We start from the raw sequence: 16691 nt of genomic DNA, 5'->3' as shown, positions 1-16691 counted from the left end.
TCAGGTCTCTCGCTAGGTTGATTTCAGCTCTTGTTGCATGTGCAGCATTGTGAGACAATTTCATAATCCTCAAGAACAACATGAGCGCGACTAAAGAATGCATATTGAGTTCCGTCACCTCCGCACGATCAAGGCCATCCACGAGGCCGGCGGGCTGGCCCGCGCCGCGGATCAGTTGAACATCACCCAAAGCGCATTGAGCCATCAGGTGAAGGGGCTGGAGGAACAGGCCGGGGTGGAGCTGTTTATCCGCCGGTCCAAGCCGATGAAACTGTCACCGGCGGGCCTGCGCCTGTTGCGGCTGGCCGAACAGGTTTTGCCGCAACTTGCGGCCGCACAAGCGGAATTTTCCTCTTTGCGGGATGGCAATACCGGGCGGATGCACATCGCCATTGAATGCCACGCCTGTTTTGAATGGCTGTTTCCGGTGCTTGAGGGGTTCCGCAAGAACTGGGGCGATGTGGATGTGGATATCCGCCCCGGCCTGGCCTTTGATGCCTTGCCCGCGCTCCAGAAAGAGGAGGTGGATCTGGTGGTCTCTTCCGATCCCGAGGACATCGCCGGCGTCGAGTTTATTGAGCTGTTTGATTACAATGCTGTGTTTGTTGCATCGGCCCAGCATCCCCTGGCGGAGAAACCGTTTGTCGAGGCTGCGGATTTTATTGGTCAGAACCTGATCACCTACCCCGTGGACAAGACCCGGCTGGACGTGTTCAGCCAGCTGCTGATCCCTGCAGGAGTGGAACCTGCGTCGATCCGCCAGGTTGAGCTGACAGCGGTGATCCTGCTGCTGGTGGCGTCAAACCGCGGTGTGTCGGTGCTGCCGGACTGGGTGGTGCGGGAGGTGAAGTACTCGTCGGATTATGTGACCCGGCCGCTGACCAAATCGGGGATCACCCGCAGGCTGTATGCGGCGATCCGGGTGGAGGACCGCGAGAAACCTTATATGCAGGAACTGATCCGACTGGCCAAGGTCGAGGCGCGCAAGCTGCAGCATGTTTGACAAGGCGCGGAGCGGCCGGGCGCCGTTCCGGCTTCCGTGCCCGCTCCGCGCGGTTGCGTGATACCGTCAGCGCTGCGCCCGGCCTTAGACCAGTTTGACGATCTGTTTGCCGGTATTGCCGCCCTGCATCATCGACAGAAAGGTCTTGGGGGCGTTTTCCAGCCCTTCGGCGATGTCTTCCAGGTATTTGATATCGCCGCCGGCGATCTTTGGCGCGACCTGCTTCAGGAACTCCGGATAGCGGTCGTAGTGGTTGAAGATGATGAAACCGTTCACCGACAGGAACTGGGTCAGGACCGTGCGCCAGACGGCGGGGGCGGTCAGATCGGTTTCTGCGCTGTTGTACCAGGCGATCATGCCGCAGACCGGGATCCGGCCATGGGGGTTCATCAAGGGCAGCACCGCTTCCAGCACTTTGCCGCCGACGTTCTCATAGTAGATGTCGATGCCATCGGGGCATTCAGCGGCCAGTGCCTCGTTCAGCGCTCCGGCATCCGCATAGGCACGGTGGTCCAGGCAGGCATCAAAGCCGAAGGTCTCAACCGCCAGATTGCATTTGTCTGCGCCGCCCGCGACACCGACCACGCGCAGGCCTGCCTGTTTCGCCAGCTGCCCGACCATTGACCCCACCGGGCCGGTTGCAGCCGCGACCACCAGGGTTTCACCTGCCTGCGGGCGGCCATAAGCGTCCAAGCCATGCCAAGCGGTAAACCCCGGCATGCCGAGAGCGCCGAGCGCGGTGGTGAGCGGCGCCATCTGCGGGTCCAGCTTGCGGAGCTCTGAGGCGTGGGCGCAGGCATGGCTGGCCCAGCCGAACATACCCAGGGCAAAGTCGCCGGGAGCAAACTCCGGACTGTTTGAGGCAATCACTTCGCCGACACCGCCCGCGGTCATGGTTTCCCCGATTTCGACCGGCGGAGCATAGGATTTGCCCGCGTTCATGCGGCCGCGCATATAGGGGTCCAGCGACATATAATGAACTTTTACAACCACTTCACCTTCGCCGGGTTGGGGCAGGTCCACCGCCTCAAGGCGGAAATTGTCTTCGCTGGCCTGGGCTTCGGGGCGGCTGGCCAGCACGATACGCTGCATCTGGTCGGGCATGGGAATGTTCCTTGATCTGATTGCGTTGGAGTTTGGGCGCCGCAACACAGGAATTCAACCGCCCTGACAGCTGTAACCGGGCGTCAGGCCCGGAACCCTCAATGCGGCAAAGCCCCTTGGCAACTGCGGGCAGGGGGCGTATAGGCACGGTTTGACCGGCATCTCCCCGACGTGACAGGATTCTGCAGACATGATTGGCAGCGCAAACCTCAATGTGATGATCAAGGCCGCCCGCAAGGCCGGCCGTTCCCTGGTGAAAGACTTCCGCGAGGTGGAGAACCTGCAGGTGTCGATGAAAGGTGCCGGCGATTTTGTTTCCAAGGCCGACATCGCCGCTGAAAAGATCATCAAGGACGATCTGCGCAATGCGCGCCCGACCTATGGCTGGCTGGCCGAAGAGGGCGGTGAGGAAGACGGCGAGGATCCGACCCGCCGCTGGATCGTCGATCCGCTGGACGGCACCACCAACTTCCTGCACGGGCTGCCGCATTGGGCGATCTCGATCGCGCTGGAGCATAAGGGCAAGATCGTTGCAGGCGTCGTTTATGACGCTGCCAAGGACGAGATGTTCTTTGCCGAAAAGGGCGCCGGTGCCTGGATGAATGACACCCGTATCCGGGTTTCGGGCCGTCACCGGATGATTGAATCGATTTTTGCCACCGGCGTGCCGTTCGGCGGCCGTGCCGATCTGCCGCTGACGCTGCAGGATCTGGCCCGCTTGATGCCCGCCTGCGCCGGTGTGCGCCGCTGGGGTTCTGCCGCACTGGACATGGCCTATGTGGCCGCAGGCCGTTACGAGGGCTTCTGGGAACGCCGCCTGAACGCCTGGGATCTGGCCGCAGGCATCATCATCGTGAAAGAAGCCGGCGGGTTTGCCGAGGCAATCGACCCCGAAGCGGGCATTATCGATTCCGGTTCTGTGGTGTGCTCGAACGAGCCGATCTTTGATAGCTTCGCCAAGGTGATCCGCGGCTGAATTGCCCGTAAGACTGAGAATGTGAAACGCGGCCATTGCGCCGCGTTTTTTGTTTTGTGTGATTGGATGAGGACTGCGCCCGCCTATCGGCCGGGCAAAAGTTATCGCTGATCAGACGGGTGATTTATCCCGTCGTTCCACGGGATCTCGCCATAGGTCTCGGGATGCGTCCGCGGATTGGCACCCTTGATACAGCCCAGATTGACACCGCATTCCTTGGGGTCTGAGCGGCGCTGGTGATGGGTGTAGATACCGCAGGTCTTGCAGAAATAGTGTTTCGCCGTATGGCTGCCCCAGGTGTAGAGGCTGAGGTTTTCTGCCCCTTTCAGCACCTTCAGGCTGGCGGCAATGGCGGTGACTGCAGCCGCCCCGCGGCGGCGGCAGAACGAGCAATCGCAGCGCGCAGCCGAGGCGAGGCCCTCGGGAAACTCTGCTTCAATCTCAACGGCGCCGCAGTGGCAGGTGGCTTTGAGCTGGGGCATTTGGGGTTCCTCTGCTGGACACAGTCTTTTGCAGCCCTACATCCCGGACATCCCGGTCTTCTTCTGGGGGAGGGGAATCGGGTTAGAGCGGCCTGCATTACTTTTAGATTATTATCACAGCAGGCCGCTTGACGATCAACGGGCGCCTTTTGCAGTTGAACAGCTTCAATCCAAGCACTGGTCAATAAGGCTTTGCGTTCCGGTTTCAGGTCAGCCTTTCTTGTCTTTGACAGAACAGCTTTTCGTTGCGGCCGTTGCAATCCGGCCTTGGCTTATCGAGCCCGCCTGAGGGGACATCAATTCCGGCATTTCCTTGACCCGAACTCTTTGCCGTCTTTCTACTTCCCCCAAGGTCCCGGGTTGCGCTTCTTGCGCGGCAGTTTGGGGATGCGGCTGGCGGAATACTCATATTCGTTCTCCGGATGCGGCGGTGATCCATGCGTCCGGTTCCAGAACGCCGGGCCGCCGCGCCGCAGCCACAGGGGCAGGCACAGGATCAACCCGACGGCAAAGCCGCCGGCATGGGCCCAATAGGCGACACCGCCTTGGTCGGGATCGGCACCGAGGCCTCCGAAGAATTGCATCGCCAGCCAGACGCCCAGCATCACAAAGGCGGGGATGGTGAAGATGCGGAAATAGATGATCAGCACCAGCAGGATATCGACGCGGGCCTTGGGGAACATCAGCAGGTAGCCGCCCATGACGCCCGCAATTGCGCCAGAGGCCCCCACTGTGGGCACCATGGAACCGGGCGCCGAATAGACGTGTATCAACCCGGCGCCGATACCGCTGGCAAGGTAGAACGCAAGAAAAGGCATGTGGCCCATCTCATCTTCCAGATTGTCGCCGAAGATCCACAGGAACAGCATGTTGCCGCCCAGATGCATCAGCCCTGCGTGGATGAACATTGATGTGAACAGGGTCTCGAACCCGTAGCCGTGGCTGACCTCGGCCGGCACCACCGCATAGGCGTCATAGAAATAGGCCAGCGCGCGGGGGCTGGCATAGCTGGCCGTGTAGTAGACATAGGCCAGGATATTCGCCGCCATCAGCGCATAGACGACATAGGGCTTGCGCCCGGACGGGTTGTGGTCGCGGATCGGAAACATGGGGGAACGCTGGGCCGGAAACGGCCCAGCGTCAAGCACTTATCGGGCGCAGCTCAGGCGTTGCCGCCCAGCAGATCCGCATTGCCGCCTGATGCCGTGGTATCGACGCAGACGTGGCGTTCAGCCAGGACTCGGGCGCGGTCGGGCTTGCCCGGGATCAGCGGTATAATCGGGCCGTCGCGCTTGGCCAGCCATTGTTCGATCTCGCGGCCTGTCGCCTCGTCGCCCCACCACAGCACGCCGGCAATGCCTTGGATCGCCTCCAGCCGGTGCAGGTCGAACATGCCATGCGCCTCAATCGCGGTGCCGCCGAGGCTGATCACCTCTTTGGCCTGTTCCGCCGCAGCCTCGGGCCCCGGTCCCATGCACAACAGCGGCGGACGGGCCGAGACGGTCAGGCGGTTCGATTCCCCGGTCGGGCCGGGCAGGGAGGTGGTCACGGCGCGCGCAGGCACGCCGCTTTCCCCGGGCAGTTCGGCAAAGGTGGTCTCCCATACCGCGTTGCTTTGCTGCCGGTCCGGCGCGCAGAAACGGCTGAGGTAATAGGGGCCGCCGGCCTTGGGGCCGGTGCCGGACAGACCCTCGCCGCCGAACGGCTGGCTGCCGACAATGGCGCCGATCTGGTTGCGGTTCACATAGATATTGCCCGCATGGACCCGGTCGCAGACATGCTGCACCCGGTCGTCGATACGGGTGTGCAACCCGAAGGTCAGCCCGTAACCGGTTGCATTGATGTCTGAAATCACCTGATCCAACTGTTGGGATTTGAATCGGACCACATGCAGGACGGGGCCAAAGATCTCTTCCTCCAGTGCGCCGATGCCGGGGATTTCGATCATGGTGGGCGCCACAAAGGTGCCGCCTTGCGGCGCGCGCATTTCCTTCAGCACCCGGCCCTCAGCGCGGGCCTTGGCGACATGGGCAAGGATGCCAGCCCGGGCGCCTTCGTCAATCACCGGTCCGCTGTCAGTCGACAGATGCCAGGGATCATCCAGATGCAGGCAGTCCATCGCCCCTTTCAGCATCTTCAGCACGGTGTCGGCGATGTCCTCCTGCAGGTAAAGGCAGCGCAGCGCCGAGCAGCGCTGGCCGGCCGACTGGAAGGCGCTTTCGATCACAGCTTGCACTGTCTGTTCCGGCAGCGCGGTTGAATCGACAATCATCGCGTTCAGACCGCCGGTTTCCGCAATCAGCGGGGCGCCGGGCTGCAGGTTGTCGGCCATCGCCTTGCGGATACGCATCGCTGTTGCGGTGGAGCCGGTGAAGGCAACGCCATTGACCCGCGGGTCCGATGTGATGGCGGCACCAACCACGCTGCCACGGCCCGGCACCAGCTGCATGGCTGCGCGCGGCACGCCAGCCTCATGCATCAGTTGCACGGCGCGGTGGGCGATCAGCGGCGTTTGGTCGGCGGGTTTGGCCAGCACAGCGTTGCCGGCGGCAAGTGCTGCCGCAACCTGTCCGGTGAAGATCGCCAGCGGGAAGTTCCAGGGTGAAATACAGGTGAAAATGCCTGCAGGCGGCGCATCAGAATTGCGCGCCGCATAGTAACGCAGGAAATCCACCGCCTCGCGCAGTTCGGCCACAGCATCGGGGATGGTCTTGCCGGCCTCACGGGCGAGGATGGCGAACAGCTCGCCAAAATTTTCCTCATAGAGGTCGGCAGCCTTGTTCAGGATCGCGGTGCGTTCTGCTGCAGGCGCGTCCCAAGGGTCGGCCAGCGCCAGCGCCAGTTCGACATCCTCGGGGCTGCACTGGCTGACGGTGCCGGTCACACTCAGGTCGGCGGGGTTGGTCACATCCTTGGCAGTCTCAGGCCGGGCATCGCCTGCCAGCAGCGGTCCGGCCTGCCATTGATGGGTCCGCCAGGGCGCGCGGGCTTTTTCAATAGCGGCCAGCGTCGGCGCGTGACCCAGGTCGAAGCCTTTGGAATTCGGGCGCTCGGGCGCGTACAGCTCAGGCCCGGTCGGGATCTTGCGGCTGATATCGGCAACTGCCGCGAAAGGGTCCGCGGCCACGACATCGGGAGAGACATTCTCGTCCACGATCTGGTTCACGAAGGAGCTATTGGCGCCGTTTTCCAGCAGGCGGCGTACCAGATAGGCCAATAGATCCCGGTGCGCGCCAACAGGCGCATAAATCCGGCAGTTGGTCTTGTTCTGCTCCAGCACCATCTGGTGCAGGGTTTCGCCCATCCCGTGCAGGCGCTGGAATTCGTAGGTTGCGTTGTCCTTGTCCGCGGCCATATGCAGGATGGCGGCAACAGTATGGGCATTGTGAGTTGCGAACTGCGGATAAATCCGGTCCGTCATCCCAAGCAATTTGCGGGCGTTGGAAATATAGGACACATCAGTCAGCGCCTTGTTGGTGAACACCGGGAAGCCATCGACGCCTTCGACTTGCGCCTGCTTGATCTCGGTATCCCAATAAGCGCCTTTCACCAGCCGCACCATGAAACGGCGGTCGTATTTCTCAGCCATTTCATGCAGTGCGTCGATGGCCAGTCCGGTGCGCGGCCCATAGGCCTGCACCACCACGCCAAACCCGTCCCAGCCGGCCAGAGAGGGGTCCGAGACCACGGCGCCGATCACCTCCAGCGACAGCGACAGGCGGTCGGCCTCCTCGGCGTCGATGTTAAGGCCCATTTTCGCGGCTTTGGCCAGCAGCGCCAGCGCCTTCAGCCGCGGCACCAGATGCTCCATCACGCTGCTTTCCTGCGCCAGCTCGTAACGCGGGTGCAGCGCGGAAAGCTTCACCGAAATGCCGGGATTCTTACGGATGTCGTCGCTATTGCAGGCAGCGGCAATTGCCGAGATCGCCTTGGAATAGGACAGGTGATAGCGGGCTGCGTCTGCCTCGGTGCGGGCGGCCTCGCCCAGCATGTCGTAGGAGTAGGTATAGCCTTTGGCTTCCATCCCGGCGGCGCGGTCCATGGCGCTTTCGATGGTCTCGCCCAGCACAAACTGGCGGCCCATTTCCTTCATCGCGCGGCTTACGGCGGTGCGGATCACCGGCTCGCCCAGACGCTTGATGGCGCCGCGCAGCGCCCCGATGGGGCTGCGATCCTCGTCCAGCACCTTGCCGGTCAGCATCAAGGCCCAGGTTGAGGCATTGACCAGCGAAGACGTTGACTTGCCCAGATGCTTGCCCCAGTCGGAGGGCGCGATCTTGTCCTCGATCAGCGCATCAATGGTGTCGGCATCGGGCACCCGCAGCAGCGCCTCAGCGAGGCACATCAGCGCGACCCCTTCATCTGTCGACAACCCGTATTCGGCCAGGAACACCTCCATAAGGCCCGGCGCCGAATGGCCGCGGATATCGCGCACCAGGGCAGCAGCACTGGAACTGATCCGGACACGGTCGGCGTCAGACAGGGCCGCCTGGGCAATCAGCTGGTCACGCACCGCGGTTTGGTCGGCATAGGTGCCGGCATCGATCCGGTAGCGCAGTTTTGGTTGGGTGGTCATGCGGGGAACTCCACAATAGGGTGTGCAGGGCTTTTGTTTAAGATACACCCTTTCCGGCGGGACAATCGCCTAAAAATGGGGGATAATCAGGCGAAAGCGCGAAAAATATGAAAGGTAGAAGTGCAAATGGACTTTCCTGAACTGGATCGGTTCGACCGGGCGATTCTGAATGTGCTGAGCGAGGACGGCCGGATCTCGATTGCCGATCTGGCCCGCAAAATCGGCCTGTCGAAAACACCCACCCAGACCCGGCTCAGGCGGCTGGAGGCGGAGGGCATCATTACCGGTTACCGCGCCCTGGTGGATCCGATCCGGCTGGGGCTGGATCACGTCGCCTTTGTCGAGGTGAAGCTGGACGACACCCGCGAGGCGGCGCTGGTCAAGTTCAACGCGGCGGTGGCGAAACTGCCGGAGATCGAACAGGCCTATATGATGGCGTCGCATTTCGACTACCTGCTGAAGGTGCGGACCCGCTCGATGACCGATTACCGGGCAGTGCTGGGGGAAAAGATTTCCTCGCTGCCGCATGTCGCCTCAACCTCGACCTATGTGGCGATGGAAGCGGTAAAGGAAGACGGTGCATTGGCGCCTTTGTAAGGCAGAAGGAATGCGCGCACGCGCAGTTGACTTGATTGAATGCCAAAATATGCCAGCATGGGGTATGTGTCTTGCCTTGCTTCGTGCCCCTCAAAATCTTGCATGCGCCGCAGCGCTCTTTCTGACTTTGGGTCTGACGGATCCGGTGCAGGCGTCCGATTGCCCGGCAGCGCCAGACCACAGCGCCCGGCTGGACGGGCTGCTGCACGAGGTACAGAAGGCCGGCACCGAGGACCAGGCGCGCGAAATTGCCAACCGGATGTGGGCGTTTTGGGCCGACGCGCCGGATGCGCAGGCTCAGGCGATGCTTGACCGCGGGATGACAAGGCGCACGTCCTTTGATTTTCTGGGGGCTTTGGAGGATTTCGATCAGCTGATCGCCTACTGCCCGGACTATGCCGAGGGCTACAACCAGCGCGCCTTTGTGCATTACCTGCGCCGGGATTTTGCCGCTGCCCTTCGTGATCTGGACCGGGCGGTGCATCTGTCGCCCCGCCATATTGCCGCGATGAGCGGACGGGCACTGTCGCTCTACGGCCTGTCGCGGCTGGAGGAAGCACGCGCAGCTCTGGCCGAGGCGCTGGCGTTGAACCCCTGGCTGCCAGAGCGTTATCTGGCTGACCCGGGCGGGCCCTTGGCACCTGCAGGGGCGGGGGATACGGAATTGTAGCGGCGCCTGCACCGCGGGAAAAATTCCTGCAAAACGCTGAAAACCGATTGTCCGCATGAATTCAGAAGGCTAGACCTGCTGCAAAGGCGCCGCTTGGCAGCGCCCTGTGCGGACGTGGTGGAATGGTAGACACCGGAGACTTAAAATCTCCTGGCCTTATGGCCGTGCGGGTTCGAGTCCCGCCGTCCGCACCATTATACATTCAGATGAAAAAATCCCAAAAACTCAAATATTACAGATGCTTGCGGAGTTCGAGCGCCGTTTTGACGGTCGAAGGCCAAGGGTGCTTTGAATGCGGTTTTGAGGATGGTTTTCTTCACTGCCAGTGGCCCGTTATCGTATATATTCCAAGGGTTTGACAGGAAGTTACGCAATAGTTTGAAAATGCGCACCCGGACGCTTGCTGCTCATTGCTCTGCGAAACATCGCAAACACTCTGGCAAACAGCGCCAAGCTCAGGATCAGCAGAGGATCGCATTTAGCAGAGGATCGCACGGTCATGCTCCGGATACACAAGCCGGGCAGGGGACGGCACTGCAAAATACGCAAGGTCCCAAGCAGAGCCGGGGTATTGCCAGCACAGCCCGGCATCCCCTGTTAACAAGATACTCTTTACATCGAAACGGCCCCGGGAACCGGAGCATGACCGTGTATTAACGATATCTTAACTTGGACTGTTTATCCATTCAGGTTTTCCTGACCTTAGGTAAACCTGTACTGGGCAGCGGCAATTCGGCCATTGACGCGCCGCTGCGGCGGGAACAGTCTCGGCGCATGACCACAGCCCTGAACATCTCCCGCATTCCCCGCCCTTTTGATCCCGGCCTTGGCGCCGAGGCGCGCAGCCTGGTGCCGGAACTGTCCGGCGCGTTTGCTGAACTGGTGGCAGGCGCCTGCGGCTCCAGCCCGTATCTTAAGGAGCTGACCGCGCGCGAGGCGGCCTGGCTGCCGCAGGCGCTGCAGGATCCTGACGCCGCGCTGGCGGCGGTCTTTGCAGACTGCCGGGCGCTCGAAGGCAGCGGGCTGAAACCGGGCCTGCGCCAGGCCAAACGGCGGCTGGCGCTGCTGACGGCGCTGTGCGATCTCAGCGGCGGCTGGAGCCTGGAACAGGTGACCGGGGCGCTGACGGAATTCGGGGCGCTGTGTGCAGACGTCGCCATAAAATCCGAAATCGCCAACCTGATCCGCCGCAAAAAACTGCCGGGCCTGACCGGGGATGATGTGGAAACCGCAGGCGGGCTTACTATTCTGGCGATGGGTAAAATGGGCGCGCATGAGCTGAACTACAGCTCTGACATCGACCTCATCTGCCTGTTCGATGAAACCCGGTTCGACCCGGATGACTTCTTTGAGGCGCGCCAGGGCATGGTGCGCGCAACCAAGAACATGTGTGCCATCCTCAGCGACCGCACCGGCGACGGCTATGTGTTCCGCACCGACCTGCGGCTGCGCCCGGATCCGGCGGTCACCCCTGTCTGCCTGGCGATGGAAGCGGCAGAGCGCTACTACGAAAGCCTGGGCCGAACCTGGGAACGCGCCGCCTACACCAAGGCACGCCCCTGTGCGGGCGACATCGCGGCGGGAGAGCGGTTCCTGACCACCCTGCGGCCCTTTATCTGGCGCCGTCACCTGGATTTCGCCGCCATCCAGGACGCCCATGACATCCGCCTGCGCATCCGCGAGAACAAGGGCACCGGCGGCGCCCTGCATGTGCCGGGCCACGATATGAAACTGGGCCGCGGCGGTATCCGCGAGATTGAGTTCTTTACCCAGACCCGCCAACTGATCGCCGGCGGGCGCGACGAAGCCTTGCGCCTGCGCGGCACCGTCGAGGGGCTGGCCGCCCTTGCAGACAAGGGCTGGGTGCCGCCGGGCACCGCTGAAACCCTGTCGGCCCATTACCGCGCCCACCGCGAGGTCGAGCACCGCATTCAGATGGTGCATGACGCGCAAACCCACCAGATGCCCAAATCCGAGGACGGCATTGCCCGTATCGCCTGCCTGATGGACTGCGATCCGGCGGACCTGACAGCACAAATCAGGGACCGGCTGACCGAAGTGCATGAGCTGACCGAGGGGTTCTTCTCGCCCGGCGGCACGCCAACTGCAGCTGACACCGCAGAGGACACCGCCAAGCTGGACGGCGCCATCATCGCCCCCTGGCCGACCTATCCGGCGCTGCGCTCCTCCCGCGGGGCGCGGATATTTGAACGGCTGAAACCGGAGCTGCTGTCACGCGTCGCCAAAACCGCCAAACCGGCCGAGACCCTGGTAGCGCTGGACGGTTTCCTGTCCGGGCTGCCGGCCGGGGTGCAGCTGTTCTCGCTGTTCGGCGCCAACCCGCAGCTGATCGATCTGCTGGTGGATATCGCCGGCACCTCGCGCGAGCTGGCCAGTTTTCTGTCCCGCAATTCCGGGGTGTTTGATGCGGTGATCGGCGGTTCCTTCTTTGATCCCTGGCCGGGGGCAGAGCAGCTGCGGGCGGAACTGAAAAAACGGCTGGCTCAGGAAGGCGACTATGAGGCCCGGCTTGATGCCACCCGCCGCTGGTGCAAGGAATGGCACTTCCGCATCGGCGTGCATCACCTGCGCGGGCTGATCGACGGCCATCGGGCGGGTGTCCAATACGCCGAATTGGCCGAGGTGGTGATTGCCGGCCTCGCTCCGGTAGTGGTGGCGCAGTTTTCCCGCAAGCACGGCCCCCCGCCGGGACGCGGCGCGGCGGTTCTGGCCATGGGATCGCTGGGGCAGGGCAGATCAATTCGCAATCCGATCTCGACATGATCGTGATCTATGACCCGGGCGATGCGGATATGTCCGAGGGTAAGCGCCCGCTGGCCACGCGGCCCTATTTCGCCCGGCTGACCCAGGCCTTTGTCACTGCGCTTTCGGCGCCGATGGCGCAGGGCAAGCTTTACGAGGTCGACATGCGCCTGCGGCCTTCGGGCAATCAGGGTCCGGTGGCAGTCAGCCTGGCCGGTTTTACCAATTACCAGCAGAACGAGGCCTGGGTGTGGGAGCATCTGGCGCTGACCCGGGCGCGGGTGGTTGCGGGCGAGGCCGCCCTTGCCGCCGAAATCGAAACCTTCCGCGCCGCTTTCCTGGCCCAGCCGCGGAATCTGGCCAAGGTGCTTCAGGAGGTGTCGGAAATGCGCGTGCGGCTGGCCGCCGCCAAGGCGCCATCAGGTCTGTGGGACGCCAAAAACGGCGCCGGCCGGATGATGGATATCGAGCTTTTATCGCAAGCCGGCGCGCTTACTTCCGACTCGGTGGCGCGCGATGTGGCTTCCGGCCTGCTGGGTGCTGTCGCTGCCGGATGGCTGAATGACGCGGATGCAGAATACCTGACCGCCAGTTACCGGCTATTCTGGTCGGTGCAAAGTGCCGCGCGGCTGCTTTCCGGCAAAGCCATCGAGGCGGAGACGATCGGGGAGGGCGGTGCGCAGTTCCTCTGCCGCACCACCGGATACGCCCGGCTGGATGCGCTGGAGCAGGAGCTGCAGACCCGTTACAAACGCTGTGCGGCGCTGATTGCAGAGGCCTTGGAAAGGGATGGGGCGGATGAAGGGCAGCACTGAACAGGACCCGCGCGGTCTGATTTACGAATCCTACCGGATCGACGGCATTACGGACGCGCAATGCCGCAGCATTTTCTTTGACTGGGCGTTGGGCATGGACGCTGCCCGCGACAGCCGGAAAGATATCAACGCATTGCTGGAGATGTACGGCAACGCAGATCCGGACCATCCGATGACCGCAGTGCTGCGCGACGGGCTGGAAGGCAGCGCCACACCGCGCCGCCGCGGCGGCTGGCGTTCGCGCGCGCGGTGATAGCAGCGACGGGGCAGGCCGGGGCAATCGTTGACCGGTCATAAACATTCGTTAATTTTTCGCTAAATTGGACTTAAATTGTCCCAATTCTGCCCCGATTGACACGCATCCTGCTGTTGAACCCGCCTGCCGGTCCCTGATCCGGCGGCTTGAAAACGGTAAGGAGCAGAGCCATGAACATCTTCCGCAGCCTCGCATTCGTCTCCCTCGGGCTGATGGTGTCCGCCTGCGCCTCGGTGGACGTGCCGTCGCGCAACTTGCCGTTCGAGCCGGTGCCCGACGCGGCGGTGCACGTGCCCGACGGCTATGAAACTCTGCCGCAGGTGGATCCGGTGCCGGCTTTGCGGGTCAGCCGCGTTACCGTCGATGTGCCGCGCAGCCTCTCCGTTTCCGAGGCCAACAGCTATTTGCCCAAAGGCGATATTGTCTGGCGCGAGGATCCTTACGGCGACCGCCACGCCCAGGTGCAGGCAATCGTGCAGCGCGCCATGGAGGCCGGCAGCACCGGCATGGGCGGCGCGATCGAGGCCGATCTGCATATCGAACTGCAGCGCTTTCACGCCCTGACCCAAAAGGCGCGCTACACCACCGGCGGCATTCACGCCATCACCTTCAAGATGCGGCTCACCGATCCGGCCACCGGCGCCCTGCTTCGCCCGGAAAAAACCATCGAGGCCGATCTCAAAGCCTTTGGCGGCGCCCGCGCCCTGGAAGCCATGTCGCGCGGCCAGACCCAAAAAATCCGCATCACCGGCCACCTGGCCAATGTGGTCCGCCAGGAGCTGACCAAACCCGGCAGCTACCGGAATCCGCGTCTGGGGCTGCTGCAGGCGCTGCAATAAAGCCAAGGCGCAGCGGCGAAGTTCTGCGGGAAGGGGCCATGCGGCCCCTTTTCCTGTTCCGGGCTTAAGGCTATGAGGACCCCATGACAGCCTCCTCAGATGCGCATCAGCGCCCCCGCGTGAAAATGAAACCCAAATCCAACGCCCGCGCCATCCGGCACGGGTTTCCCTGGGTTTATGCCAACGAACTGGTGACCGACCGCCGCACCCGCAATCTGGCGCCCGGCACCCTGGCGGTGCTGGAGGATGAGGCGCAGCGCCCGCTGGGGCTGGTCTCGGTGAACCCGGACAGCAAGATCATCGCCCGGATGCTCGACCGCGATCCGGAAGCGGTGATTGATCAGGCCTGGTTCGCTGCCCGCCTGTCCCGCGCGCTGGAGATGCGCGAACGCTTGTATGACGCGCCCTTCTACCGGCTGGTCCATGCCGAATCCGACGGGTTGCCCGGCGTGGTCATCGACCGGTTCGGCGCCGCTTGCGTGGTTCAGCCCAACGCCGCCTGGGCCGAAATGCATCTGGACATACTCACCGCGGCGCTGGCGGATGTGACCGGTGCAGACGTGATCCTGAAAAACGCCGCTGGCCGCACCCGCACTCTGGAAGGGCTGGACGATCAGAACCAGACCCTGCTGGGCGAAACGCCCGCCGCACCTGTGCCGGTGCAGATGAACGGCGCCACTTATATGGCCGACCTGACCGGCGGTCAGAAAACCGGGCTGTTCTTCGATCAGCGTGAAAACCACGCCTTTGCCGCCCGCCTCACAGGGCAGGGCGCCAAGGTGCTGGATGTGTTCTCCCACGTCGGCGGCTTTGGCCTGGCGATGCTGGCAGGGGGGGCCGCGCACGCCACCTGTGTTGACGGCTCCGCCGCCGCACTTGAGCTGGCGGCCCGGGGCGCCGGAGCCAGCGGCCACAAGGACAGGTTCACCGCCCGCCAGGGCGATGCGTTCGACGTGCTGGACGCGCTGCAGAAGGAAGGCGAAAACTTCGACGTGGTTATCTGCGACCCGCCCGCCTTTGCGCCCTCGAAACAGGCGCTGGAGGCGGGCTTGCGGGCCTATGAACGCATTGCCAAACTGGCCGCCCCGCTGGTGAAACCCGGCGGCTACCTTGGGCTTTGCTCCTGCTCGCACGCGGCGGATCTCGCCAAATTCCGCAACGCCTCGGCCCGCGGCATCGGCAGATCCGGCCGCCGCGGCACGCTGATCCACACCGGCTATGCCGGCCCCGACCACCCGCAGCTGCCGCAGCTGGCGGAAAGCGGCTACCTTAAGGCCGTGTTCTTCCGGCTGGACTGACGGGGATGAAGCTGCTCCTGGACACCTGCGTGCTGTACCCGACCGTGATGCGGGAGATGCTGCTGGGCGCGGCCAGGCTGGGGCATTTCACCCCGCTCTGGTCTGCGCGCATCCTGGGCGAATGGGAGCGCGCGGCGCTGAAACTCGGCCCCGAAGGCGCGGCGCAGGCCAAGGCCGAGACCGCGCTGGCCCGCGCCAATTGGCCCAAGGCCGAAGTGCCGGCAGCTCCGGGCGTTGAATCCCGCCTCTGGCTGCCCGACAGCGCCGACATCCATGTGCTGGCCGCCGCCATCACCGGCCACGCCGACGCAATTGTTACCCTCAACAACAAGGACTTCCCCCGTCACACCCTGGCCGAGGAAGGCCTGGAGCGTATCGGCGCGGACGAACTCCTCTACCGCTTCTGGCTGCAGGACAGCGCAGGCATGGAGGCCTTGGGCAGCCAAGTCCTGGCCGAGGCCAACCGCCTCTCCGGCGGCAACTGGGAGATCCGCCCGTTGCTGAAGAAGGCCCGGCTTCCAAGGCTGGCCAAAGCCTTGGCCGGCTGACTGTTTCTTCATCTTTCTGCAAATACTCCGGGGAGTATGAGGGGCAGGCCCCTCATGCCCTCAGCCAGCTCAGCCCTTGGCCCATTTCGCTTCCAGCCGCTCCAGCGCGGCGATGCGTTCTTCGGTTTTCGGATGGCTCATCAGCCAGGCCGGCGCCATGCCCGCGCGCGCCTGGGTCAGCTCTTCCAGTTTGGTGAACAGGCTTTTCTGCGGCGCCAGGCCAATGCCCGCCTTGGTCAGCAATGCGGCGGCATATTCATCTGCCTCATACTCATCGCCGCGCGACAGCCGCGCTGCGATCAAACCGGTCAGCACCCCGGCTATCCAAGGCCCGATAAAGGGAATGTAGCGGCCCAGGATCATCATCAGCGCCGTGCGCAGCGCGTTCTGGCCGGAGAAATCGATCATCCGTTTCTTCGCATGCCCCAGCGCCACATGGCCCAGCTCATGGGCAATCACCGATGCCATTTCCTCGGCGCTGACCTCGCCGTTCTGATACTTGCGGTAAAACCCGCGGGTGATAAAGATCCGCCCGTCCGGCGCCGCCAGCCCGTTGACCGGATCGACCTCATAGATATGCACCGGGATGCGGGCAATCTCCAGCGCCGCCGCCAGCCGGTCGGTCAGCCCTTTCAGCCGCGCATCCGCCAGCTCGGTTGAGCGCTGGTCCAGCTCACGGTGGGTGCGCCAGATCGAAATCCGGTACATCACAAGGCCGTAAGCGACGGCCAGCAGAATGGGCAGAAGGCGCAGCATGCTTCAGA

Annotated in this window: 13 protein-coding genes, 1 tRNA gene and 1 pseudogene; 10 read left to right on the top strand and 5 right to left on the bottom strand. The window is 63.2% G+C overall.

Features of this window, described 5'->3' with window-relative positions; all coding sequences use genetic code 11:
* Positions 1-97 precede the first annotated feature (97 nt).
* On the top strand, positions 98-1003 hold the full coding sequence (locus ETW23_RS11880) for a LysR family transcriptional regulator (protein ID WP_134830105.1): 906 nt from the start codon (positions 98-100) through the stop codon (positions 1001-1003).
* Positions 1004-1087: 84 nt separating this feature from the next.
* On the opposite strand, the gene ETW23_RS11875 is transcribed toward ETW23_RS11880, so the two are convergent.
* Positions 1088-2107 carry an NADP-dependent oxidoreductase gene (locus ETW23_RS11875; RefSeq protein ID WP_134830104.1) on the bottom strand — a complete coding sequence of 340 codons (1020 nt, stop codon included), beginning with the start codon at positions 2105-2107 and terminating at the stop codon, positions 1088-1090.
* A gap of 190 nt (positions 2108-2297) precedes the next feature.
* Here ETW23_RS11875 and ETW23_RS11870 point away from each other — a divergent pair, with 190 nt between their 5' ends.
* Positions 2298-3083, top strand: coding sequence for an inositol monophosphatase family protein (locus tag ETW23_RS11870; RefSeq protein ID WP_129371244.1), 786 nt, complete (start codon positions 2298-2300; stop codon positions 3081-3083).
* Positions 3084-3184: 101 nt separating this feature from the next.
* Here the strand turns inward: ETW23_RS11870 and ETW23_RS11865 are convergent, their stop codons facing one another.
* From ETW23_RS11865 to putA, 3 genes are all read right to left on the bottom strand, one after another.
* A complete protein-coding gene (locus ETW23_RS11865; protein WP_129371243.1) occupies positions 3185-3565 on the bottom strand; it encodes a GFA family protein in 381 nt (126 codons plus the stop codon).
* A gap of 338 nt (positions 3566-3903) precedes the next feature.
* Positions 3904-4674: a rhomboid family intramembrane serine protease gene (locus tag ETW23_RS11860; protein WP_134830103.1), complete on the bottom strand. Its 771-nt coding sequence runs from the start codon at positions 4672-4674 to the stop codon at positions 3904-3906.
* A gap of 53 nt (positions 4675-4727) precedes the next feature.
* Complete coding sequence (gene putA / locus ETW23_RS11855) at positions 4728-8141, bottom strand: bifunctional proline dehydrogenase/L-glutamate gamma-semialdehyde dehydrogenase PutA (protein ID WP_134830102.1); 3414 nt, start codon at positions 8139-8141, stop codon at positions 4728-4730.
* A gap of 126 nt (positions 8142-8267) precedes the next feature.
* On the opposite strand from putA, the gene ETW23_RS11850 reads away from it, so the two are divergent.
* The 8 genes and pseudogenes from ETW23_RS11850 to ETW23_RS11815 all read left to right on the top strand — a co-directional run bounded on the left by ETW23_RS11850 (position 8268) and on the right by ETW23_RS11815 (position 15927).
* Positions 8268-8738: an Lrp/AsnC family transcriptional regulator gene (locus ETW23_RS11850; RefSeq protein ID WP_129371240.1), complete on the top strand. Its 471-nt coding sequence runs from the start codon at positions 8268-8270 to the stop codon at positions 8736-8738.
* Positions 8739-8883: 145 nt separating this feature from the next.
* Positions 8884-9408, top strand: coding sequence for a hypothetical protein (locus ETW23_RS11845; RefSeq protein ID WP_134830101.1), 525 nt, complete (start codon positions 8884-8886; stop codon positions 9406-9408).
* A 108-nt stretch (positions 9409-9516) separates the two neighbouring features.
* Positions 9517-9602, top strand: a tRNA-Leu gene (locus tag ETW23_RS11840).
* A 580-nt stretch (positions 9603-10182) separates the two neighbouring features.
* Positions 10183-12986: pseudogene (locus tag ETW23_RS11835) on the top strand (bifunctional [glutamine synthetase] adenylyltransferase/[glutamine synthetase]-adenylyl-L-tyrosine phosphorylase).
* Entirely contained in the window at positions 12970-13239 is a 270-nt protein-coding gene (locus ETW23_RS11830) for a hypothetical protein (RefSeq protein ID WP_134830100.1), read from the top strand. The pseudogene ETW23_RS11835 and the gene ETW23_RS11830 overlap by 17 nt, the downstream one beginning before the upstream one ends.
* 173 nt (positions 13240-13412) lie before the next feature.
* Positions 13413-14081, top strand: coding sequence for a DUF6778 family protein (locus ETW23_RS11825; RefSeq protein WP_237454701.1), 669 nt, complete (start codon positions 13413-13415; stop codon positions 14079-14081).
* A gap of 83 nt (positions 14082-14164) precedes the next feature.
* Positions 14165-15379 (top strand): RSP_2647 family RNA methyltransferase, encoded by a 1215-nt coding sequence (locus ETW23_RS11820; RefSeq protein WP_129371237.1) that lies wholly within the window; start codon positions 14165-14167, stop codon positions 15377-15379.
* Positions 15380-15384: 5 nt separating this feature from the next.
* Positions 15385-15927, top strand: coding sequence for an RSP_2648 family PIN domain-containing protein (locus ETW23_RS11815; RefSeq protein WP_134830099.1), 543 nt, complete (start codon positions 15385-15387; stop codon positions 15925-15927).
* 69 nt (positions 15928-15996) lie between these two features.
* Here the strand turns inward: ETW23_RS11815 and ETW23_RS11810 are convergent, their stop codons facing one another.
* Positions 15997-16683: a M48 family metallopeptidase gene (locus ETW23_RS11810; protein WP_134830098.1), complete on the bottom strand. Its 687-nt coding sequence runs from the start codon at positions 16681-16683 to the stop codon at positions 15997-15999.
* Positions 16684-16691 lie beyond the last annotated feature (8 nt).

The organism is Leisingera sp. NJS201, from assembly GCF_004535885.1.
Classification (GTDB): domain Bacteria; phylum Pseudomonadota; class Alphaproteobacteria; order Rhodobacterales; family Rhodobacteraceae; genus Leisingera.
The sequence above is the reverse complement of the archived record's forward strand: the minus strand, read 5'-3'. Positions and strand labels throughout refer to the sequence as shown.